The organism is Aureimonas ureilytica (genome assembly GCF_001475935.1).
GTDB classification, from domain to species: Bacteria; Pseudomonadota; Alphaproteobacteria; order Rhizobiales; family Rhizobiaceae; genus Aureimonas; species Aureimonas ureilytica_A.
In genome coordinates this window covers 1-22,630 of sequence record NZ_LDQA01000062.1, presented here as the reverse complement: position 1 = coordinate 22,630, position 22,630 = coordinate 1, and the positions used below count along the sequence as shown (strand labels likewise).

General features: G+C 58.6%; 16 protein-coding genes and 3 pseudogenes. 8 read left to right on the top strand and 11 right to left on the bottom strand.

What is annotated here, in order from left to right:
- Nucleotides 1-280 precede the first annotated feature (280 nt).
- Nucleotides 281-5,683 carry a hypothetical protein gene (locus tag NS365_RS20005; protein WP_058602075.1) on the bottom strand — a complete coding sequence of 1,801 codons (5,403 nt, stop codon included), beginning with the start codon at nt 5,681-5,683 and terminating at the stop codon, nt 281-283.
- Nucleotides 5,684-5,763: 80 nt separating this feature from the next.
- On the opposite strand from NS365_RS20005, the gene NS365_RS19995 reads away from it, so the two are divergent.
- Nucleotides 5,764-6,992 (top strand): IS3 family transposase gene (locus NS365_RS19995; RefSeq protein WP_153003875.1). Its coding sequence is split into 2 segments (ribosomal slippage): nt 5,764-6,112 and nt 6,112-6,992, totalling 1,230 coding nucleotides; the frame shifts between segments, so codons are not numbered across the junction.
- Nucleotides 6,993-7,639: 647 nt separating this feature from the next.
- On the opposite strand, the gene NS365_RS19990 is transcribed toward NS365_RS19995, so the two are convergent.
- From NS365_RS19990 to NS365_RS19980, 3 genes are all read right to left on the bottom strand, one after another.
- Entirely contained in the window at nt 7,640-8,584 is a 945-nt protein-coding gene (locus NS365_RS19990; RefSeq protein ID WP_058602070.1) for a 3'-5' exonuclease, read from the bottom strand.
- Nucleotides 8,585-8,720: 136 nt separating this feature from the next.
- Nucleotides 8,721-9,107 carry a type II toxin-antitoxin system VapC family toxin gene (locus NS365_RS19985; protein WP_058602069.1) on the bottom strand — a complete coding sequence of 129 codons (387 nt, stop codon included), beginning with the start codon at nt 9,105-9,107 and terminating at the stop codon, nt 8,721-8,723.
- 3 nt (nt 9,108-9,110) lie between these two features.
- Entirely contained in the window at nt 9,111-9,359 is a 249-nt protein-coding gene (locus tag NS365_RS19980; RefSeq protein ID WP_058602068.1) for an AbrB/MazE/SpoVT family DNA-binding domain-containing protein, read from the bottom strand.
- Between the two features lie 440 nt (nt 9,360-9,799).
- Between NS365_RS19980 and NS365_RS23825 the strand changes: the two genes are divergently transcribed.
- Entirely contained in the window at nt 9,800-10,048 is a 249-nt protein-coding gene (locus NS365_RS23825) for an HWE histidine kinase domain-containing protein (RefSeq protein ID WP_193753491.1), read from the top strand.
- Here NS365_RS23825 and NS365_RS25095 read toward each other — a convergent pair.
- On the bottom strand, nt 10,038-10,298 hold the full coding sequence (locus NS365_RS25095; protein WP_244498511.1) for an exonuclease domain-containing protein: 261 nt from the start codon (nt 10,296-10,298) through the stop codon (nt 10,038-10,040). The two genes, NS365_RS23825 and NS365_RS25095, sit on opposite strands and share 11 nt — an antisense overlap.
- A 435-nt stretch (nt 10,299-10,733) precedes the next feature.
- Entirely contained in the window at nt 10,734-11,150 is a 417-nt protein-coding gene (locus NS365_RS19965; protein ID WP_058602065.1) for a MucR family transcriptional regulator, read from the bottom strand.
- A gap of 184 nt (nt 11,151-11,334) precedes the next feature.
- Here NS365_RS19965 and NS365_RS24230 point away from each other — a divergent pair, with 184 nt between their 5' ends.
- Nucleotides 11,335-11,958, top strand: coding sequence for a hypothetical protein (locus tag NS365_RS24230; protein ID WP_153003873.1), 624 nt, complete (start codon nt 11,335-11,337; stop codon nt 11,956-11,958).
- 360 nt (nt 11,959-12,318) lie between these two features.
- Here the strand turns inward: NS365_RS24230 and NS365_RS19960 are convergent, their stop codons facing one another.
- The 3 genes from NS365_RS19960 to NS365_RS19950 form a co-directional block, all read right to left on the bottom strand.
- Nucleotides 12,319-13,368, bottom strand: coding sequence for an HD-GYP domain-containing protein (locus NS365_RS19960; RefSeq protein WP_058602064.1), 1,050 nt, complete (start codon nt 13,366-13,368; stop codon nt 12,319-12,321).
- Nucleotides 13,369-13,762: 394 nt separating this feature from the next.
- The gene (locus NS365_RS19955; protein ID WP_058602063.1) at nt 13,763-14,392 is read right to left on the bottom strand and encodes a response regulator transcription factor; all 630 of its coding nucleotides are present in this window, start codon (nt 14,390-14,392) and stop codon (nt 13,763-13,765) included.
- Nucleotides 14,382-16,358, bottom strand: a complete 1,977-nt coding sequence (locus NS365_RS19950) for a PAS domain S-box protein (RefSeq protein ID WP_058602062.1) — start codon at nt 16,356-16,358, stop codon at nt 14,382-14,384. Before NS365_RS19950 ends, NS365_RS19955 begins: the two co-directional genes overlap by 11 nt.
- Nucleotides 16,359-16,988: 630 nt before the next feature.
- Between NS365_RS19950 and NS365_RS19945 the strand changes: the two genes are divergently transcribed.
- The 5 genes and pseudogenes from NS365_RS19945 to NS365_RS25090 form a co-directional block, all read left to right on the top strand.
- On the top strand, nt 16,989-18,506 hold the full coding sequence (locus tag NS365_RS19945; RefSeq protein WP_058602061.1) for a methyl-accepting chemotaxis protein: 1,518 nt from the start codon (nt 16,989-16,991) through the stop codon (nt 18,504-18,506).
- Nucleotides 18,507-18,688: 182 nt separating this feature from the next.
- Nucleotides 18,689-19,954 (top strand): IS701 family transposase, encoded by a 1,266-nt coding sequence (locus NS365_RS19940; RefSeq protein WP_430515434.1) that lies wholly within the window; start codon nt 18,689-18,691, stop codon nt 19,952-19,954.
- Nucleotides 19,867-20,094: pseudogene (locus tag NS365_RS25380) on the top strand (hypothetical protein); the annotation flags it as partial. The gene NS365_RS19940 and the pseudogene NS365_RS25380, both read left to right, overlap by 88 nt.
- 35 nt (nt 20,095-20,129) lie before the next feature.
- A pseudogene (locus NS365_RS25375) lies at nt 20,130-20,404 on the top strand (IS701 family transposase); the annotation flags it as partial.
- 151 nt (nt 20,405-20,555) lie between these two features.
- A pseudogene (locus NS365_RS25090) lies at nt 20,556-20,657 on the top strand (IS481 family transposase); the annotation flags it as partial.
- Here NS365_RS25090 and NS365_RS23810 read toward each other — a convergent pair.
- Nucleotides 20,623-20,895 (bottom strand): helix-turn-helix domain-containing protein, encoded by a 273-nt coding sequence (locus tag NS365_RS23810; RefSeq protein ID WP_244498512.1) that lies wholly within the window; start codon nt 20,893-20,895, stop codon nt 20,623-20,625. The pseudogene NS365_RS25090 and the gene NS365_RS23810 overlap by 35 nt on opposite strands.
- 118 nt (nt 20,896-21,013) lie before the next feature.
- Nucleotides 21,014-22,519: a methyl-accepting chemotaxis protein gene (locus tag NS365_RS19930; protein ID WP_058602059.1), complete on the bottom strand. Its 1,506-nt coding sequence runs from the start codon at nt 22,517-22,519 to the stop codon at nt 21,014-21,016.
- Nucleotides 22,520-22,630 lie beyond the last annotated feature (111 nt).

The following is a 22,630-nucleotide window of genomic DNA, read 5'->3' as shown; positions in this document are numbered from 1 at the left end:
GCTGACGATCTATGCTAGCTGCCTGACTGACGTTTGAAGTCGGATTGGCGGCGAAGCCGAGTGGAGGGCCGATTGCGGAATGTCAGCTTTCAGGTCGTCGACAGGAGAAAGCTGCCGTCCTGCTCCCGATCGACCGAAATACGCCGTTCGTTGATCGGGAGTACGACGGCAGATTCCGCCACAACCTTCCATTCGCCCAGTGGATAGCCGTCCAGCACTTAAGCGCCATACTATGGATCGTTCGCTGAGTGATCGCCGCCGCCCGCAAGCCGATATTCACTCAGGCCATCCGGATTTCCCGAAAGGCTTCCGCGAACTGGAGTGCTGCGCTGCGCCGATCGCCCATATCAACTAGGAGGTCGAGTATCCGGAGAAACTTCTGCGCCAGCCGGAGGGGCATGGGGGAATCTCGATCGGCAAAATGCTGCACGTGGCTCGCGATACGCGCCGGCAGCCACGTCCCGTGCCACCCCTTGAGCTTGGCATCATTCTCTTGAAGCGTATCTAAAATTTGATCTGCGAACGCCTCTGCCGGGTAGCTCGCTCTCGCTCTCTCGCACAGAGTTAGGTAATGGCCCATAACCGTGGCGGCCCAGCCACCGGCGCGTACATAGCGATCTATCAGCGGTAGGATCCGCTCGATCTCGCTCCAGTCCCCATTCACATATCGCGAAGCGCCTGTAGCGCGCTCAATGGAAACGAACATCAGATGGCGGGCCAGCCGGGGCTGGTCGAAGCCCGAGAATTCGCCGCTACGGTAGGAGCCCGCCTGCAGCTCGGGTGTGGCGAGGAAGCGAGTTAGCACGGTGTCGAGGACTTGCACAGCCCCAACGGGAACCGCGGGGGCGTCGAGCAGATACCGGCAGATATAGACATCGGTGAAGGGCGTAAGCGGCGACCAGCACGCCTCGCCATGCATTGCGGCGATTGGTGCCAGAAAGAGATCGGCAGCCTCCGGTTCCGAAATGAGCCCTGCGATACGTCCAAGCATGCTGCCCAGCTCGTGGGTCCATTCGAACAGGGAGCTATCCGTGCGGTCGCGGCGGCCCGGCTTGTTTCCCGGTGGCTCGTTCTTCAATCTCGTCCAGAGCAGAAGGCCGCTGGCGAATCGCAACAGGTTGTCACGCATTGTACCCGCGACAATCCTCTCGACGGGCAGCAAGGGGAGGATCTTGTCGGCCAGCTGATAGTGCCAGAGAGACGCCGGCTCCGCCCAGACCTCGGTGAACCGCTCGCTAGCGATCAGGTTATCCTCGTCCTCGCCACTGTCGTCGCCGTGATCGAGAATGGGAAAATAGCGAAGGTCGTTCGCTGCGCTTTTTGGCATCCGGATAAAGGCTGGCGGCGGCAAGGCGAGGTCCGGCCAGGGTTGCTCGGAATGGTAAAAGGCGAGGACGGAAGAGATGGCCGCCTCGGTCTCCCGCGTGGAATGAGTGGGGTCGCTCGGGCCACGTGAACCCCTGGGGCGTGGCGATATATGGCAGAGCGAGAAGGCTAGGCACAAGGCCGCCCAACTCAGCCTCGCATCGTGATCCCATAAACGTCCTGCTTCGTCGATGGCGGCCAGGCTGACAATCTCGAGCGGATGGGCGACGAGACGGAGCAGGTTTTCGGCGGCGTTCCCGTTTGCTGTTCCCGCCGCCAGATCCGCTGCAAGCCCGCGTGCGGCAAATGTGGCGTGATGCCAGGGAATGATCGAGCTGGGGGACCAGAACTGGTCGTGTTGCTCAGGAGCCCCAGCCGCTTTGGATATCGTCTCGCGCGCCCAGGCAAGACTTTCAGATGTCGCGCCGTCGCGGAAGCGAAGGACCATTGCAGCCGCGCCGGCTACGGCGCCGCGGCGCGTTCCAAGGTCTTCCTCTTCCGCCAAGAACAGCATGGGCGCGTCTAGTTGCTGCGCGATTGCACGTGCGGAGGAGAACGTGAAGGCATCGCCAGGCACCCCTGTCTCGAATGCCTTGGCCGCCCAAGCCCAAAGATTGCCTTCCTCCAGCCGGACCCTTGCCTCTTCGGCTTTTGCCTTTCGATCGGGATCGGAAGCGGAAGGGCTGACATGGACGATGGCCACCTCATCAGGCACCTCGGTCCGATAGGCCCTGTAATTGCCAGGTTCGACCAGCTCGGCATACTCCGCGGCTTGCCGCGTTAGGTCCGTGATCGCAGCGGACAGGGTACGGTGCTCCTCTAGCTGGAAGGGCAGGGCGTTGGGAAAGTCTCGTACCGCGACCTGGACCGTCTTCGCGATTGCTTCGCCTCCCATCATGAAGTGGCGCTGGAGCAGCGTGCTCAGCTGCTTTCGCCGAACCTCCCTCGCATTCGCGGTGGCGATGATTTCGATATCGGCCTTATTGGCAGTGCCGTCGAGACCGATAAAACTTGCACTCCCTTCGGTGAGATCCTTGATGAACCGACTATAGTCCGCCGCCAGAAGCCGCTGGGAGGTGACGAGCGGGACCGTCACATCAGAGATGAGATCACCGTTCATGGCGATCATCGCGGCGACCCCAAGGATCGCGATACACCCATTACCTTCGACGATCTGCCGAATGAGGTCGTCCGCGTCTCTTCCGCGCTCCAACTCCGCGAAGCACCACTCCTCCAGCGCCATGAAGCCGCAGCCCAACACTTTGGGTGCCCGGATGTTGCGAAACCAAAGATATTCCCGATCGCCGCCCCAGAAAGTCTGCTTTCCCCAGGGGAATACAATCTCCAGCGCAACCGGCGTGCCCCTGCTGTCGCGAACATGGCGATGCAGCTGGCCCCATGCTGTCATGGCGTGATTGCAAAGGTCCACGAGCAAGGCAAGAGCATCGGAAGGCGAGAATCGGAAAAGCGAGTGAAATGGTTCGCGCAAGGGCGAGGCCGGCCAGAAATCCTGCATGCCACGCTCGATCGAAAGCGTCTCGAAGTCATGATAGCTGAATGCATCAAAGCCTATTCGCGAGAAGATGCCTTCGATCACCAGTTTATCGATTCGGTCCCGTTCCGCTTCAGGCTTCGCCAATGCACGTCTGCGACGCTCCGAAGCAATTCGTGCCTCTTCGTGCTGCCGAGCTACCTTATCATCGGGCAGTTCCTCTCGCAGATGCTTGAGTGTCAGCTCAACGAGCAGTGCCGGATGGGATTGTGCGAGCGTCGGTGAGAAACCGATGATCTCCTTGAACTGCTTGTCGCGTATCTCTTCACCATCGATGATGTGCCGGAGATAGCTCGTGGTAAAGCTGGGCTCAACGCTTGCCGCACGCAGGATCAGCTGCGTGATCTGCCCCCGGAAATCACCAAGACCGTCAATGCTTTTCCAATCGGCGATGTCGGTACTTTGTCCCTTGGATTGATTGAATTGAGCTATGTCCGCGAGCCAGGCCTCACACTGGGAAAGGATAGCCTTCGACAGGGGATTGGCGATCGCGCCCATGGCGTTCTGCCATACCTCAAAAACCGCGACCACGTTCGAAAAAAGCCGAGGTGGAATACCGGCGATTCTGCGCAGCAGAAAGACGATGAGCCGTCGCCATGCCGAAAAATCCGAAGGCCAGCCTAGAAGATCTGCATAGCGAAGCCGTTGGTCCGCCGCCAAGTCGCTGGCAAGAACTGCCGCGTTGGGGCTCGTCTTTTCCGCCTGAAACCATACGAGTGCCTTCTTCAGGAACTGGAAATCATCCGCAAAGGCGACGGTGGCGAACTGATCCGCATCGTCCTCGAAATTCGAAGCGGCGACCGGGCCGAGAAGCCAAGCGCGGGTCCATTGCGAGCGCATGTCTGAGTGCGCGACGCGATGAAGCTGGTCCGCCCATATCTCCTTGCGGGCGAATTCGGACTGGGACAGCAACTCGACGACGCGGGCGATAGCGGGAGGCTCGCCGCATGCGTTGATTTCCTCCAGCCACTCTTCGCCGCGATCGGCCAGGGTGTGGAAGAAAGCCCATTCGAAGAAGATGTCGTGCGAGAAGCGGACGGTGTGGCCGACACGGACCTGCTGCAGGATACCGTCTTCGACGAATTGCGGAATCATGCTGACGCTCGAAGGGCTCAATTGCTTTAGGGCAATCGGTTGGCTCAGCTTCCGAGCGCGTGCACCGGCGAGCTCCACTATGGCGCGCTGCCGTTCCAGCGCGTCTCTGCCCGCAGCATTGTAGCCGCCGCGCACCCACCAATTGTCGATGAGATCAACCTCAGATTTGGGCGCGAACGTCTCTGCCTCGGCATCGCCGGCATAACCCTGGCTCAGGATCTTCGCGAAGAATGGCCGGCGAACAATCTCTCTCACTTGCGGCGGCCCGAACAGCAAGGGGCGCAGATGCGGCTTGGCTACGGCCAGCTTCTCGACTTCGTCCCGGTCCAGTTGCTTGACGTCCACGGTGCCGACGCCTGCCGCGTCGATCGTGTCGCCGAGCCAGTTCCGCGTCGGTTCTATCCCCGTGTCGCGCAGGGTCAAGACAACATGCCAGTTGTCGAGTAGCGGAGAGTTGAGGATCGACCGGAGGATCTCGAGCAGGATCGGTTGGTGGTCTCTCTCAATCCTGTCGACGGCATCGACGAACAAAATGGGCGAACCGGTAGCGCCGATCTCGACCAGTAGATCTTCCAGATGCACGCTCGAGAGGCCGTGAGACGTGGCGAAGCTGCGCCAGCTTTTTCCTTCGAGCTGATCCCCTTTGATGAAGAGCGCGGGTCCGATGGCCAGCGCCCGTTCTACCCGATTGCGGAGTACGACGGACTTTCCGCTGCCCGGAAGGCCGCGGACCTGGACGATCCGAAACTTGGCGAGTTTCTCCTCGAGCTCTGCGGCGAGAGAGTCGCGCGATATCCGTGCGCCACCGACATCATCTTGAATGCTCTCGACATGGGCTTTAGCGATGTCCCCAAGGACATCCAGGTCCTGGCGCAACGAACGCGCACCACCCAGTCTGGCTAGGGGCGCTATCGTCCGTACGAGGCGGCTGCGATCGAAGACGCCGGACTTGCCTGCTGAGGCCCTGGCCAGCTCCACTAGTTTCGACCAGAGCAACGACGCTTTTTCTGACTCGGTGCTCGCCAGTGCACCGCGAAGCATCGTGATCGCGGCGGCGGGATCCGCCGCGCCTTCCTGAAGAAATTCAAACTCTATTAGCACGAAGTGCGCAAGGAACCGATGCACCTCCTCAGCCGTGCAATCGCTGCCCTTGGCGTCCTTAAGCAGCGAAATCACTGCATCTCGGACTACCCGGACGTCCGGCGCGGCATTGCCTCCCGATGCGAAGCGTGCCTCGAAATGAGCGGTGGCGGGACTTTCACGCGCCAGCTCGCACAGCGTGGTCAGCGACCGTGCCTTCGCGGTTGCTACCGTGCCCACGGCAACGCCATAACGATCGACATGGTCTCGGAAATCGGACTTGCCCAGGCTCGCCCAGGAGTCACGTACGATATCGCGAAAGTCCGCGTTCGAGGCTGCGTTGCTGATCGTAAGCGCGCGCTTTACCTGAAGGCTGAGTCTCGCCAGCTCACCTGCGGGATCACGAAAATCTACGATCACATCGTCGAGTGGTTCACCAAAGTCGCGTTGCTGGACCGCAACTTTGTGCACGATGCGGTCCGATATTCCGGGTGCGCCGGTTTCCGCCAGCAACGCCGCTAGATAATACGCCGCGGCATTCCCTTCGTACGTAAACCCTTCACCACCAGCCAATTCTGCCGATTGAGACAAGACTTCCTGGAGCGCACCCCATTTTGACCGGACAGGCGGCATAGCCGATAAGGCATAGGCATTCGCCTATGAGTACGACTATGTCGAAAGCGTCTGACGGTCCGGTCTCGCGGGTCGAAGTCATCACCTCGGTGCAACGGCGGCGGCGCTGGTCAACGGCCGAGAAGGTCCGGCTCGTCGAGGAGGCGATGCAGCCGGGCATGAGCGTGTCCTTCGTGGCACGTCAGGCTGGCGTCTCACCCTCGCAGCTCTTTGCCTGGAAGCGCCGGATGCTGGAAGGCGGCCACGCTGCCGTCCAGGCCGACGAAGATGTCGTCGGCACGTCCCGCGTGCGCGAGTTGGAGAAGCGGGTCCGTGACCTCGAGCGCCTGCTCGGCCGCAAGACGATGGAGAACGAGATCCTCAAAGAGGCTCTCGACGTCGCCCGCCCAAAAAAACGGACGTTGCCCTTGCTGTCCTGGAGCGATCCGACGGACGGTTCCCGGTGACGGCCGTGGCGCGAACGCTGAACGTCGCTCGTTCTCACATCAACGAGCGACGCGGCAGGACGGTGACGCCGCGGGGTCCGTATCGCAAGGCCGAGGATGCCGGGTTCCTGCCTGCCATCCGCGCCATTGTGGATGCCCGGCCGACCTACGGCTACAGGCGCGTCACGGCGCTGCTGAACCGGGAACTGCGCCTTCAGGGGAAGCAGACCGTCAACGCCAAACGAGTGCTGCGGATCATGCAGCATCATGGGCTGACGCTGGAGCGCCATACCGCCTCGCGGCCCGGTCGAACCCACGACGGCATCGTCATCGCGCTGCGCTCCAACATCCGCTGGTGCTCGGACCATCTGGAGATCCACGCCCGCAACCGCGAGGTCGTGCGCGTCCTCTTCGTGCTGGACGCCTGCGACCGGGAGGTCATCGCCTGGTCGGCCGTCGCCAATGCCGGCATCTCCGGCGAGATGGTGCGCGACCTCATGGTCACGGCGGTCGAACGTCGCTTCGGCACCACCAAGGTCCCGCACGCCGTCGAATGGCTCTCGGACAACGGCAGCGCCTATATCGCCAGGGACACCGCCGACACGGCCCGAGCCCTCGGCTTGACGCTGCTGTTCACGCCCGTCCGCAGCCCGCAATCCAACGGCATGTCGGAGGCCTTCGTCAAAACCCTGAAACGCGACTACGCCCGCGTCACCATCCTGCCCAACGCCAACACCATCCTCGCCTTGCTCCCCGACTGGATCGAGGACTATTGCGAGGTTCACCCGCACTCAGGTCTGAAGTTCCAATCGCCCCGCCAGTTCATCAGGCTCAGTGCCTAAACCCAACCGCCGCCTGTCCGGCGAAACGGGGTCCACTCCACTTCCCTTTCTGGTGCATCCATGCACGGACGGTTGTGTTTATCGCACTTTGCGCAAACCGGCACCCGAACGACCTTGGCCAGTTTTGTATTCTAAGCTCCCTCTTGCGGTCGTTGATCTCGATCTCGCTATCATCCGCCAATTCGAACGAATGGCGAACTCGAGGCAATGTTGGAAGCTGCCAATCCAATTAGGTTGGCATTTGGAAGGGCAGCCTCAGCGATAACTAGGTGAATCTAGCCCTGGGATCTCAGCCTTCGGAGGGCGGCGCTCTACGCAAGGGGACAGCGGCTGCTTTCGCCACTATCGCTCCTAAAGCCTGCTAGTCCGTTGCGAGCCAATCTTGCCTGCTCCCCATCGCTGCATGCCGTCTTTCCGAACGTTAGCATTTCGGCTGAAAGCTGCACTTTCGACGCCAGTTTGGGAATGACGGCAATGTCCCAATGCCGGTCGCTCTTACCGCCGTTCCGGGTTCAGTTCACGAACGGCAGGTTTTAGGACCGCTTGATACAATCCGAACGGCTGAGATGGGCGCTTAGCTGCCGATGCTAATTTCAGTTTCGGCGGGATCTGCGGAATGCCAGCAGCTTGTATCCGCTGTGCGCGGTCTATGCCTTGAACCGCTCGCAAGCGGTGAGGCGCTCGACATGGGCGTTCATGCCGCCGGCATAGATCTCGGCTTCGAGGAAGTGCATTTCCTCATCCATCGCGTCCTCCGCGATCTCGCGCCACCAGCACTTCGGCTGCCGCCCCGACCCGTCGCTCCAGCGATAGCCGCGCGCTTTCAGAATGTCCTTGATGTGGAAGGGCGAGCCGAGCGCGTGGACGCGAAAGCGCGGAGCTGAGGTGGAAGCCAGAAGCTGACGGAAGGCGGGCAGGGCTTGCGTCCGCGAGGGCTGGGAGAGCACTTCGAGCAGGGCATGGCAGTCGTCCACCGCCCGGTGCCCGTTGTGGAAATAGCCGCACTGGCCGATGAGGTAGCCGAGCTTGGTTCCCTCGAAGCCGAGCGCCGTCCAATCCACCTCCGACACCGAGCAGGCCCAGGGCTTGGCCTCGAAGCCGGGGCAGAGCTTTTCGCAGAAGGGGCGATCGAAGCGCGCGTTGTGGGCGATCACGAGATCGGCGGGCTCGACGAAGCGACGCACCGCCTCGAGGTCGATGCGCTGCCCGGCGACCATCTCGTCCGTGATGCCGGTGATCCGGGTGATATCGGACGTGATCGGCCCCGTCGGCTGCTGCAACTGAGAGAACACGCCGACGACGTCGCACACGCCCATTTCGTCATAGGTGAAGGCGACCATACCAAGCTCGATGACCTCGTGCGCGGCGTGGTCGAGCCCGGTCGTTTCCGTATCAAGGACGACGCCCAGGCGAGGCCAGGCGCCGGGCGTGCGATCGGCCGGTGGATGAAGATGAGCCAGAACCTCTCGCGGCACGAGCTTGCGCAACACGCGGTAGCGGCCGGTGCGCTCCAGACGCTCGACCATCGCCGTCTCGCCCTCGGGCTTCGGCGCCAGAGATGCCGCCGTCTTGGCGGCCGGAACACGACGCATGGGAGCGGGCGGACGAGGTTCCGCGCGCGGATGGGGTAGGGAAGCGGTCCCTCCAAACAGATCGATCTGCACGGACCGATCGTGGGTCGCTGGCGTCTTGCGTCTGGTCATTGCGTCATCGCCTCGCCGCGTCCGGTCAACGGACGAGCTCGACCTTAACCCCAGCGGGTTTAGCGATATCCTTCCAAGCCCGATCTGTGGTCAGGGCTGGGACGCCGAGGCTGCGGGCGAGCGCCAGGCAGAAGCGATCACCAAGCGACAGCCCGGCCTCCTTCGACAAGCTGCGCAACCGGGCCGCTTCTTCCGCGACCTCCTGGCCGACCGGTAGGACGATGATGTCGAGATCGGACAGGTCCCGGATCGCCTCCTCGGCATCGAGACCGCGATCGACGAGCTTGGAGAGAACCTCGGTGTAGTTGACGACCGAGATGCTGGCATCGCCGAGACGGGCTTCGACCTTCTCGGCACCTTTCTCGGAAAACAGCAGGCAGAGGACGGCGGACGCATCTAGAACGCAGGCCATGTCCTATTCGCCAGCCGCTTCCTGCCGGCGATCGGCGATCAGCTCGTCTGCGACCGATCCGTTTTCGGGGGCATAGTCCCTCAGCTTGTCTTGCAAGCGCCGTAGGGCAGAGCGTGCGGGGCGAATGCGAACTTCCTCGCCATGCAATTCGATCAGGACGGTATCGCCTTTCGCTAGACCCATCGACTTGCGAAAGGCGGCCGGAAGGATCACGCGCCCGCCCTCCACGATCTTGCCTTTTGCCGCCGCCATCGCTGTGACCTCGCTTTACCCCGAACTCTTCATATTCGGTTCTTGTTCGGTTCTTGGCCTATATGCCAAATTAGTCGAATGGTGCACAAGATCGCGGGCGGTGCGGCGACGTGCAAAACCCTAGCTGAAGGCGAAGGGGCCAGTCTACTCCTATGCAGGCTGCGCTAAATCGATCGTATTTGCTCATGACCAAAAGCCTCCAAACCCCTGTTTCGTAGGGTTTGCGATGGAAAGGTGCCCGTTCATCGGGTGTGCATGAGGATGGTCGCTCCCATGCGATCGTAGAATACCCGACGATCCGAGCGCTTTGGACGGGCGAAGCGCTCCTGGACGAGCCGAGGTGATACCGCAATGCCCGAACAGGGGAGGTGAGACGCTGGCTAGTGTAGGCGGAGCCGGTCCTCGACGAGGTCGGCAACATCCTCGCGGCGGTTTCTCTGGTGACCGACGTCGAGTATGGTCACAAGGCCGAGGAACAGCTGATCGCCCTCAATCACGAACTCGCTCATCGTTTGAAGAACACGCTCGCCGTCGTCCAGTCTATCGCCAACCAGACACTGCGCTCCGCGCCCGACATGGCGGTGGCGCGCGATACGTTGACCAAGCGCATTCAGGCCCTTTCGCGAGCCCACGATCTTTTGCTGACCGGAAAGAAGGATGCGGGAGCCGTCGAGGCGATCAAGGCTTGATATCGAATCCGGGAGCCAGCGTTTCGCAGAACGGACGGTCGAACCGGGCATTGTGGGCGATCACCAAATCGGCCGTCTCGATGAAGCTCTCCACGGTGTCCAGGTCGATCCGTTGGCCCGCCGCCATCTCGTCCGTGATGCCGGTGATGCGAGTGATCTCGGCCGTGATCGGTGCGGATGGCTGCTGGAGGGCGGAGTAGACCCCAACGACGTCCTGGATACTCGTCTGGTTATAGGTGAACGCGACCATGCCGAGCTCGATCACTTCGTGTGAGCATCCAAACCCGTCGTCTCAGTATTGAGAATGACACCGAGCCGTGGCCAAGCCGAGAGTGGTCGATCAGAAGCTGGCCAAAGAGACGCCTTCACTGAGCGCGGTTCGAGCTGGCGCAGCACGCGATACCGGCCGGTTTCTTCCAGTTCGTGAACCAACGCTTCCTCGTCAGAGGAGTGAGGATGCGTCGTTTTGGCTTCGCCGTGCTCTCCGATCTGCGGGGCTTGGCGTCCTCTCTAAGGACAGGCACCGGCAAGGAGAAAGGCTCCGGAGCAAAGAGGTCGATCTGTAGGGATCGGTTCTGCCCCATGGTCATCGATCCTTCTCTCCATCTGAACGGGGACCGGCAGACTATGGCATCGCGATCCGCCAACTCGGGCCAGTCCCATCCCATTCGGCTATCGGAAGGGTTCAGGACCGAGACTTGCGACCCAAGCCTGTTTGGAGTGCGACTTGCGATCGCTTGGCAGCGTAATTGGGCGCCACCATGGGATAGTCCGACGGCAAGCCCCATTTTGCGCGGTACTCCTCAGGGGTCATACCGTACTGAACCTTGAGGTGACGCTTGAGCGACTTGTAGGATCTCCCATCCTCCAGACTGATCAGATGGTCGGGCGTGATCGACTTACGGATGGGCACTGCCGGTACCACTGGCGCAGCCGCCTCGGCTTTAGCTTCCGCCTTCGAAACCCCCACCCCTTTCAGGGCGCCGAACACCTCCCCGATCAGCTTGACCAGTTCCTCGCGGGGGACGTGATTGTTGCTCACGTAAGAGGACACAATCTCAGTGGTCTGTTCGAGCGTTTCTTGATGGTTCGGCGGTGTCATGCAGCATCCTTCAAGCACAGGAGCGAGGGTGGTACGCCGCATCGGTGCTCAGGACAAGTCGCGACGGCGAAGATACCGCAGATGCTGAATTGCACTGCGACGAAGCGAATGTAATGATGGGCGAACCCTGGGCCATCATCGACCGGGGATCTGCATCTTTCCACCAGAGATTGATATCAGCTTCATGAAACGTCCGATTGCGCCGTTCGCGGTGGAATATAAACGTCGTCCCAAACTCAACAAGACATCGGAACCCTCGCTTTGGAGCGGCTCAATCGGCAAGGGATTGAAGAGCTTGCTGCAATCGGATCAGCAGGACGATCAGGCGGCGCTCTCTGCTGGTGTTTTCCCCCCTCTCGCTCCGCGCAAGACGGGACTCCGTGACACGAACGAAGCCGCCAGCAATCTGGGGCACGGGGAAATCAAGCGTCCCTCGCGTATCCTCGAAACCCGTCAGCCCGTCATCGAGAAGGGATCAACGAAGGCGGTAGCAGATGGGATGGAAGCGAGCCTACCTTTTCGTGAGGAGAAGCGGGGCCAATCCAGGAAGATCGTAAAAAGTCGTCCTCCAGAGGGACGTTCGCACAATCAGCCTCCCATTGTTGAGGAGCAGGCCCCGGAAATGGAGGCTGCGTCAGCTTCGACGCCAATCCCCACAGCCATGCCCTTCTCCACCGGCTCCAATCGGAAGCTTTCGAGATCCGTTGCCCTCCGACGCGCGCGCATGAAGGGCCTCGAATTCCAGGATCGTTGGAAGTGCGATCTTCTGCGTCAACCGCGCAGACTGATGAGGCGGCTGGGAAATTGAAAATCACCCCCCATTCAGAGTGCGCGAGCGTAATCTTAGATTATCAGCCAAGTGAATTGGAATAGAAAATATACTTTATTTCGAATAACCGCACATCGATAAACGTCATCAGTACGTGGTCTTACTTTGAAATCGTAATTCTTATTAAGCGCGCTCGTAGGGGCGTGGCTCGGATCAAACAAGGTGATATGCAAGGCCACCCGCGCAGCTCAAAAGACTACTGAGGGAGGTGGTCCGCGAGAATTTTGGTTGGGCATTGGTGTGCAATGCCTTCGCGTAGTATGGCATCAGCTGGAAGTTCGTCATGGCCTATAATGGAGAAGTATCTAATATTATCATTCGATTATAGCAATGACTAGATTATGCTGCAATGTATTCAACCACGTCTGTATCCTTTGGTTTCCTTGAAATGACGGCGATGAAAGCTCTTACGCAGTCCGGATCAAACTGAATACCGGCTTGACCTGTTATATATTCGAGAGCTTCCTCTTCCGGCCAAGCACGCTTGTACGAGCGTGAACTGATGAGTGCATCGAAAACGTCGGCAACCGCCGCTATACGCCCCGCCATGGGAATATTCGTACCCGATAACTTTTCCGGATAGCCCTCTCCATTCCACCACTCGTGATGAGATGTCGCGATGACCGCAGCTAGACGCAAGAGTTCGCAGGACGAGCCGTTCAGGATTTCACCTCCAATGCGCGTATGTTCGCGCATTTGCTCCATCTCCGTCTCACTGAGCTTGCCCGTTTTCAGAAGCAGTTCATCGGGAATGCCGACCTTACCGATATCGTGCATTGGGGCCGCCAACTCGATATCTCGGCAGAACTTGGGCGACAGCCCAAGCTCGCGAGCTATTTCTGCGCACATCCGCGCCATCCGAACCGTATGGGCGGCAGTGTCGTCATCCTTGTAGCCGGCTGCCAGTGTCAGTCGGTGGATGATCTCCTCTTCCCGTCGCCGCAGCTCCTCGACAATGACGTCTGCTTCGGCACGTAGCCAATCAGCGCGATCTGCCAATCTCCGTTGTGCATTGCACAGGCGTGCCAGATTATGGATACGTGTGATGAACTCGATGGAGTCGACTGGTTTCCGTAGAAACTCTAAGGCTCCAGCTTGCAGAGCTTCCACGCGGTTGTGTTCGCTGTGATCGGCTGTGACCATAATAATGGGCTTGTCAGCATGAGCGGCGTTTTTCTGAATTTCCCTCGTTAGATCGCTTCCACTCATGTGGAGCATTTGATCTCCGACCACGGCCATATCGAATCTGAGATGAGGCAAGATGACTTTGACGGTCCGAGGGCAGGTGAAGGAAAGCTGCTCATAGCGGCCATCCTGCTTCAGCAGATCGCCCATGAGCTTCAGATTGGCGCGGTCGTCATCAACCAACAGGACGTTGATATTGCTCACCACTTACGACTCCCGCGCAGTCTAGCAGGCAACCATATGCCTGACGCGCAATGGGAGCCTAAGGTTTACACATTTTATGCGTCGTAAAATAACGATATTTCTGATTGTTGTTTGACCGTCTACACGACCCGTTAGATTGATCCAAATAGATTATGTTGTGATTTGTTTTAGACGATCACATTCTGCATCATAAAATGCAAGAAATAAATTTCATATAGGCAATTATGCAGAAAAAAATCGGTAATCGAAGGACATGAGCATGTTATAAAACATAAAACTAGAGTAAATTCCAATAATTAATATAATTTTTTATCTTTATTTAAGTGATCGCCATCAAGTGCATAAAAAGGGGTGTCTCGGCCTATAAAGGCGAGCACATGTAAGGCAACGTAAATCAAAGAGGCGTTTGGTGAGAAAACAGCTTCGCGTCGTTCAGGAAGGCTACGGCAGACAAGGCGTTGTCTGCGTTCAGCTTTGAAAGAATATTGGCTCTGTATACGTCGACCGTACGAACACTGAGGCTCAATTGGTGAGCGATGACCTTGCTCGCCATTCCTGTTGAAATCAACTCTAGAACCTCGTATTCTCGGGGCGTCAAACGCGACAAATGATCCCTCGCGGCCTGTGCTTTGACCCGTTTTTGATAGTTCTGCACTTCCAATTCGAAAGCTTTTTCCAGAATAGAAAGAAGCATGTCATCTTCGAAAGGCTTCTCCAGAAACTCAATCGCGCCCTCTTTCATTACACGTACCGCTAAAGGAATGTCACCATGGCCTGTCATTACGATGAAGGGGAGAAGGCTACCTCTTCGCCGGATTTGTTGGAGAAGTTCCACACCGTCCATCTTGGGCATTCGCACATCGCTTAGAATGCAACCTCTCGTCTGCGGGGTAAGGTGCTCTAGGAAGCGATCGGCGCTCAGATGGGCGCAGCAAGGAATGGCATGAACTGACATAAGAAAAGACAGTGAGTCTAGAACGACAGGGTCGTCATCTATGATATGCACCAGCCGGTCATTGTGCATGTGAACTCTCCGTGGTGATGCTTTGGGGAACGGTGAAGGTAAAGGTTGTCCCACCGTTCGAGCGAGGTATACCGGTAATTTGCCCCCCATGGCCTTCGACAATTGTGCGGCAGATCGAAAGGCCAACACCAAGCCCATTCGCCTTTGTCGTATGAAAAGGCTGAAAAAGAGCGGCAGCGATCTCGGGGGCAAGACCCGGACCGGTATCAGACACGCTGATTTCGACGAAACGACCGCAGCAGGAGGCAACGGCCGACAAGAGTAGCTCGCGGCGATCACACTCTTCCATGGCCTCGATGGCGTTGCGCATCAGGTTCAGAAGCACCTGCTGTATCTGAATTCGGTCCGCATGAACGACATGCACGGCGGGACTGATCTTGATTTGTACCTTCACCCCAGCTTCACGCGCCCCGATCAAAGCCAGCGCGCAGGTTTCCTCAATGAGTTTTGGCAGAGATTCGGGCTGGCATCGGCTTTCGGTCCGCTTTACAAGGGCTCGAAGCGAACGAATAATTTCGCCAGCACGCACAGACTGCTGCGCGGCCGCTGTTACGGCGCGGGAAACCGAGTGCTGACATTCGTCCTGCGGTGCACCTGCGTTCGCCAAAAGCCGCCGGCAGGCGTTCAAATAGTTGGTGATGGCGGCAAGCGGCTGATTCAACTCATGCGCCAGAGCAGACGCCATTTCGCCCAATGCCGTGAACCGAGACATATGCAGAAGTTCGGCCTGGATTTCCTGGACACGCTGCTCGGCTTCGCGCCGCTCGGTTAAATCCCGGATGAATCCGGTAAAAAAGCGGTCGGTGCCACTGCGCATTTCACCGACGCTGAGTTCCATAGGAAAGGTGGAGCCATCCTGGCGCTGTCCCATGACCACTCGGCCGATACCGATAACCTTTCGCTCGCCTTTGGAGCGATAGTTCGAGATGTAGCCGTCATGCCCAGTGCGATAGGGTTCTGGCATGAGAAAACGCACATTCTGGCCTATGGCCTCATGCGAGCCGTAGCCGAACAATCGCTCGGCCGTTTTGCTGAAAGAGTGGATGATCCCCTTGTCATCGATGACGATCATCGCGTCCGGCACGGTTTCAAGAATAGACCGCATGTGCTCGACCGCAAGCCGGCGCTCATGGACGTCTTCGGTCGTGCCGTACCATTTGATGACCGTGCCGTCGGTGCTAAGCCTGGGATAGGCGCGAGAGTGAAACCAGCGATAGGTGCCATCTCTCATTCTTACACGGTGCTCGACGTCGTATGGCTGCAAAGTCAGGATCGAAGCAGTCCAATACTCGATAGAGGAAGGAAGATCGTCGGGATGGATCGCTTCGCCCCATGAGGCGCCAAGTCCACTTGTTCCCGTCAAATTCGACCAACGCCCAGCAACACGGTCCAATTGACCGTCAGGTTGTGCCGTCCAAGGGATCTGTGGACTGAGTTCGGCTGCGTAGCGGTAATTGTCCTCGCTCTCGCGCCTGGCTAGAACAGCGGCCGTCGTATCGGTGCAAACGCAGAGTAAGCCACCAATACGACCATCGGCGCCCCGAAGCGGGCTATGCGAAAAAGAAAAGTGCATCTCCCGGAGGCCGCTGCCCGTATCCAATTGGAGCTCGATATCCTCCATGAAGTTCGACCCTCCCTCATAGACGTGGTCGATCAAGGGCCGCAGGCTGGAGGCGGCCTCGCTCCAGACCTCCAAGAACGGACTTCCCAAGGCGCGGGGGTGTTTGGCTCCCAAGAGCGAAATATAAGCGTCGTTGTAGAGGAGGGTGTGGTTTTCGCCCCACAGAACGAACATGGGCTGGCTCGAACCAAGGATGATGGACAACACAAGGTCCAGCGTAGCAGGCCAGGAGTTGCGGGCCCCAAGTGAACTGTATGTCCAGTTCGTGCCCTCGATTAGCGCTTCCATGGAAGAATGGACTGGCTGAGCCTCTTCCTTCGAACTCCACGGAGCCATCGTCAGCATTATCTACCCATCCCTTGAGGCACCGAACGCTCTAGCCCTTCCTACAAGCGCTTTCCGAACGGATCACTTCACTCAGCAGCCTCCCGCATCTCGCTCAGCGCCATAGGACCTTGCTTGGCAACCAACCGAAAAATTGGACCCGTTCATCCAGATACTCTCGTCTCTTTGCACTTATAATGTTTGGCTGCGACCCAATCGAACCCTATAATTTCCCTACCGATAGGATCGCTTTCTAGATAAGGCGTTCTGCTCTTGCTTGTCTACTTAGGCAAAACTACCTAACGGTAATTCCCTAGAGTGTTTTCGAACTTGTAGCGTCCTCGTTAGTGATTGCTCCATAAAAAATTCAATACCTTGCAGCCAAACACACTAGGAAAATTGCGTGAGTATACATCGCTAGGCGACAGTGCATCGTTTCCAACGATAAACTTATTGCCCTGTAGCTTTGTATTCCGCAGGGAACTTTATCAAAGCCCTTGGTATGACTCGTATATGAAAAAAACTCGGCGAGGTAGTGAGATGTACTTTTCGGTAAAGGCCAAGCTTATCAGCTCCTTCTTAACTGTGACTGTTCTCATCGTTGGGACAGGCCTCGCTGGATATCAGGCTGTCAGTACCGCTTGAAAGTCCATGGAAAGTTTCTCTAACGGTCCGTTTCAAGAGGTGAAGGCCGCCCAAGGCATCCAAATGGACCTGCAAAGCGTGCGGCGTGTCACCGCCTTGGTTGCTCTCATCGATACGCCTGAAAGGATCGCAGTGGTCCGAAAGGAGTATCAAGCGTTCTGGGCTGATCTTGATCGCAACGTCGATCAGTTTCTATCCCATCAGGATGCTCAAGAATTGGATCGGTATACCGACATTAAGCCGCTTCTGGCGCTTATGCGCGAGAAGACAGACACCAGTATGGAACTGGGTCGCAACAACGTCGATCACCTTCTGAATGTACAAGCGCCACTAGGCGCGAAGCTATTCGAACGGATCGCCAACCTTGTGAAAGATGCCGAAGTTGCGGCAGATGCCTACGTCATACGAGCGCGTGAGACGGATAACCAAACACGCAATATTCTAACTGCCTTCATGGTCGTAGCCGCTTTGTTTTGTGCTTCAGTGGCGTTCTTCCTGACGCGTTCAATCTCTTCTGGCCTGAAGCGGCTCGACGAGAACATTGCGCGCATTGGCACAGGCGACTTAACGCATAAGATCGTTCATAATCGTTCGGATGAGATTGGCACGCTCCTGACAAATCTGTGCCAAATGCGCTTGAAGCTCAACAGCATCATCGCGAGCGTGCTGACTTCGTCGGATCAAGTAACCTCTGGTTCACGTCAATCGGCGGTCACGGCCGAGCATCTCTCGGCCGGTTCCACCGAACAAGCAGCGGCTTCCGAACAAGCTAGCGCTGCTGTGGAGCAGATGACAGCGAATGTTCGGCAGAACGCCGAAAATGCCACGCAAACCGAGAAAATTGCCCGTCAGGCACGCGGCCTCGCAGAGGATGTCGCAGATGCAGCGACGCGCACTGTCGATGCGATGGGCACCGTTGCCGAACGCGTGCGAACCGTCCGCGAGATCGCGCGCCAAACGGATCTTCTCGCCCTGAATGCAGCCATTGAGGCGGCCCGGGCCGGTTCGCACGGAAAGGGTTTTGCTGTCGTTGCTGCGGAAGTGCGCAAGCTGGCTGAACGTGCGCAAAGCTCTGCAGCCGAGATCGGTGATCTCTCCTCGCAAACGCTTGCAGTGGCAACCCGAGCCGGCGATCGCATGGTGGAACTTCTGCCTGCCATTCGTAAGACCTCCGAGCTTGTTGACGAGATTTCTGCAGCCTGCCGCGAACAATCGATCGGCACGCAGCAGATCGCCCAAGCCATCGTTCAGCTCGATCAGGTTACCCAAACGAATGCCGCGACGGCCAACGAGTTGAGCGCAACGGCGGAAAGTCTCTCCCATCAGGCGCGGCTCATGAACGAACAGGCCACATACTTCCAGCTGGATCACACGGTAACGTCTACCGAGTCTTCAACTCTGCCGGCCTTGCACAGCGAAAGTGGCAAGACGGGACAGGAAAGCGATCCTCATTTAGTGAATTTTCGGACAGTTGGCGGCTCACCATCCTCACCCTCAGATGTTTCATTTCCGGTCGCCCTTTGATCCGGACCACAGTAGTCGGACCAATCTCCACTTTGAAAAAACGCTCGAACGACGGAGTGCTTAGGGCCCAGAAAGGCCTCTACACTTCTACCTAGCACTACTTTGGGAGAATGTTTCTGGAAGAGATTCCCCCGGCATTTGATCGGTGATTCATAGGAGGTCGGCTTTATGGAGGGCCGACCATGGGATCGGATTGGCGAATGGAGCTGGAACGGTGGCTGTCGCCGTTCCTGACGGCGCTGGGACATAAAGCGCGGGCCAGGATATGTCCCGCCTATGTGGCTGGCCTGATCGCGATCGGTGAGCGTAAGAGCATCCAGCCGATGGCGCTGCGCGATGGCGTCGTCGGCTACGACCAGTTGCACCATTTCATCGGCGCCGGTGTATGGGACGCCGCGCCCCTGGAACTAGAGCTGGCACGCCAAGCCGATGCGATGCTGGGCGGGGACGAGGCCTTCTTGATCGTCGATGACACGACGCTGCCGAAGAAGGGCGCGCACTCGGTCGGCGTGGCGCCGCAATACGCTTCGGCCTTGGGCAAGAATGCGAACTGCCAGACGCTGGTGTCGTTGACGCTCGCGTCTCGTGAGGTGCCGGCCATGGTGGGTTTGCGGCTGTTCCTGCCCGAGAGCTGGACGAGTGACGAGGCACGGCTCGCCAGAACCGGTGTGCCAGAGCATCGCAGAGCCTACAGAACCAAACCCGAGATCGCGATCGAGGAGATCGATCGGCTGCGCGCCACCGGTGTTCGCTTCGGCTGCATTCTGGCGGATGCAGGATACGGCCTGTCGGCACCGTTCCGACAGGCTCTGAGCGACCGGGGCCTACGTTGGGCGGTCGGCATCCCCCGAACGCAAAGGGTCTACCCGTGTGACGTGGCGATGATCTTCCCCGTCGCAAGCCGTGGGCGACCGAGGAAGAACCATGTGCCCGACGTTGTCTCTGTTCCGGCCCAGGCCATGCTGGAGAGCGTGCGATGGCGCAAACTCTCATGGCGGCGCGGCGTGAAGGGTCCGCTGGCCGCCCGCTTCGCCGCCATCCGCGTGCGCGTGGCAGACGGCCCGCCCCAGCGCATCGGCCGTATGGGCGCACAGCACCTGCCGGGCCAGGAGGTCTGGCTTGTTGGCGAGCATCGCTCGTCGGGCGAGAGGAAGTACTATCTTGCCAATCTGCCACCCGACACGCCGTTGAAGCGCCTCGCCGGCGCCATCAAAGCGCGCTGGGTGTGCGAGCAGGCGCACCAGCAGACGAAGGAGGAACTCGGCCTCGACCACTTCGAAGGCCGATCATGGCAGGGCCTTCACCGGCACGCGCTCATGAGCATGATCGCCTTGCTGTTCCTGCAATCTCGCCGCCTGACCGAGGCGATGTGCGGGACTACGTTGTCGAGCATGTGGCTGACGACGATGCGGTTCTGGTGGTCGACGGTGAGCCGGAGCAGCGAATGATCCAGTGAATCATTCGCCCGGCGAACGGCTTCCTGAAGCAGGGCCGATCCTCCAGCGGTGTCGGCCGTCAGTAAACGGGCTCGGCGGGCAAGATCACCAACTGCCAGATCGGCGTCTTTGCCGCCTACGCTTCGCGGCATTGACTGAGACTCCCGTCAAAAACGCAACTGTAGTGCTAGCCTTCTTTACCACTTGGTGTCCCGGCGGTACGCCGATCGAGACTCTGGTCCGTATCGCGAGGGTCGCCGCTGGGCAATCGAGGACAGCTTCGAGACGGCCAAGAACGAGTTGGGTCTCGACCACAACGAGACGCGCTTCTGGCACGGTTGGCATCGCCATGTCTCGCCCGCTATGCTGGCCTTCGCTATGAAGAGTGCGATCCGTCACAAAGCCAACGGTGTAATGCCCACAAAAAGGGTGCTCAAAACCAAAATCTCGAGCCGGCGCTGATCCGCTGGTCCATCCAGGAAATCCGCCGCATCGCATGTCGCTTGGCAGGGCACCGGATCACCCCCCGACATCATCGCATGGTCGCTCTGGCGAAGAGCTCATCAAGGCGCCGCTCGCGCCTCACATATTAGGCAAAGACGCAACTGTAATGCTAAGGGGTCTCCCGCCCTGCGAGTACATCGCAAAGATCTGGACGTCAGAGCCGAACCGGTTCATCGTCAACCCGATCCACCAGAGGCCGGGACTGAACAGCTCGTATTATCATTATCGCCCATGTTCCAAGACGAGAAGAACACTTCGACATTGGTTTCAAATAAAATGGCCAAAAGGTAGATCGTGCTAGCGCTTGCTCTGTTTTGGCCGGTCTCATATTTCCGCACCTGCTGAGGCGTCACACCTAGGTAAGCCGCAACATAGCTTAAAGGCTGGCGACGAACTGTTCGCAGCTGGCGAATGCGATTGCCAATGTTCCTGTCAATTTCCTCGCGCATGGCCTTTTCCATCTATATGGCCCTCCTTTTGATACGGAGGGCAACATGGCCCGGTCTTTTTCAGCTCTTCGATCAACTGATCGACCAGAATTGTATAGGTTTAACGCTCTAGTGACCGTTACCCTCGGCGTGAAAGCTGCGCTCTAGTCCATGCAGCCTCGGAGCTTCCCGACGCTTCGACGCTGTTTGTTCCGCCGGGAGCCTTTGCCGCCTTCTGAGTAAATATCTGCAGTTTCGCCTGTAGCTGCTGGACCGCTTGAGGTTCACTTGTCCTTGCTGGCGAGGGTGTGTCGTCCTGTTCTATTGGTGGGGAAGCTTGTGCGCCTGTGTTATCGGTGATCTTAAAAAACGCGACCCCCTCGGCTAGACGTCCGGCTTCGGCTGACAACTGGTGAGCCGTCGCGGCCATCTCGTTCGCCGCGCCAGCATTCGTCTGGGTAACTTGGTCGAGTTGCTGGATCGCTTGGTTAATCTGCTCGATCCCGACCGCTTGCTCCCGGCACGCTGCGGATATCTCCGACACGAGTTCGGCCGTGCGCTGAATATCGGGCACGAGTTCGTTGAACATACGCCCCGCATCCTGTGCAACCTTGAGTGTGCCTCCCGAAAGTTCGCTTATTTCGGCGGCCGCCGCTTGGCTTCGCTCGGCGAGCTTGCGCACTTCCGACGCCACGACAGCGAAGCCTTTGCCGTGCGCCCCAGCGCGCGCCGCCTCAATGGCGGCGTTCAGCGCCAAAAGGTCGGTCTGACGAGCTATCTCTTGGACAACGCCTACCTTCTCCGCGATCGTTTCCATGGCCTTGAGCGATCCTGCAATAGCTGCACGGCTCTTCTGTGCACTGACGGCCGAGATAGTCGCTATCTTCTCCGTTTGAGAGGCGTTTTCCGCGTTTTGGCGGACATTGGCGGTCATCTCTTCTACTGCGGCGGAAGCCTGTTCCGACGCAGCTGCCTGTTCCGTTGAGCCGGACGAGAGTTGTTCGGCGGTCGCTGCTGATGAAGACGAGCCAGCCGCGACCTGGGTGGCAGATATACGTATATCGCGGACGATGCCCGAGAGGTGCTCGCTCATATGGTTCATCGAATGCAGAAGTTCTCCGACCTCATCGGAACTCCGTACGGCAACACGCTGAGTAACGTCGCCGGACCGGATCGCTTCGGATAGATCGACCGCGCGCCGCATCCTTCGACTGATCGAAAGCGCCATCCAGATGGCCGCCGCCCCCCCGACCACCAGCGCCGCAAGAACGAGACACATGAGCACCAAGCGGGTCGAGAGGTATGTATCCTCGATCCCGTCGCGCATGGCCTGCGCCTTCTTCCCTTCCGCAGCAATCAAATCCTCTAGGGTGCGAACCAAGGCCAGCGTTTTGGGGCGAACTTGATTGATCGCGATGTCGATGGCTTTGGCATCTGTGTTGGCCGAGCCGAGTTGTATGATCGTCTTCATCACAGGCACAATGGCAGCCCATTTATCCAGCACCGCGCGCGCTTGCGCCGCGGACGCCCCGGAGGGCATGGTTGCCGCCACGGTCTTCAGATCCTTATCGAACCCTTGCAGCGCGGCTTCGAACTCGCTTTGAAGCTGAAATAGCCCCCGAATGAACCGGACATGATCTCCCATTCCCGCAAGGGTTAGGAGTAGTGTTGTGTCTATGACTGGTTCTTATCCAAAGGCAGAGGTTCTGCCCTGGCTCTTATAACCATTTGACGCTGACGACGATTTTCTCTTCTA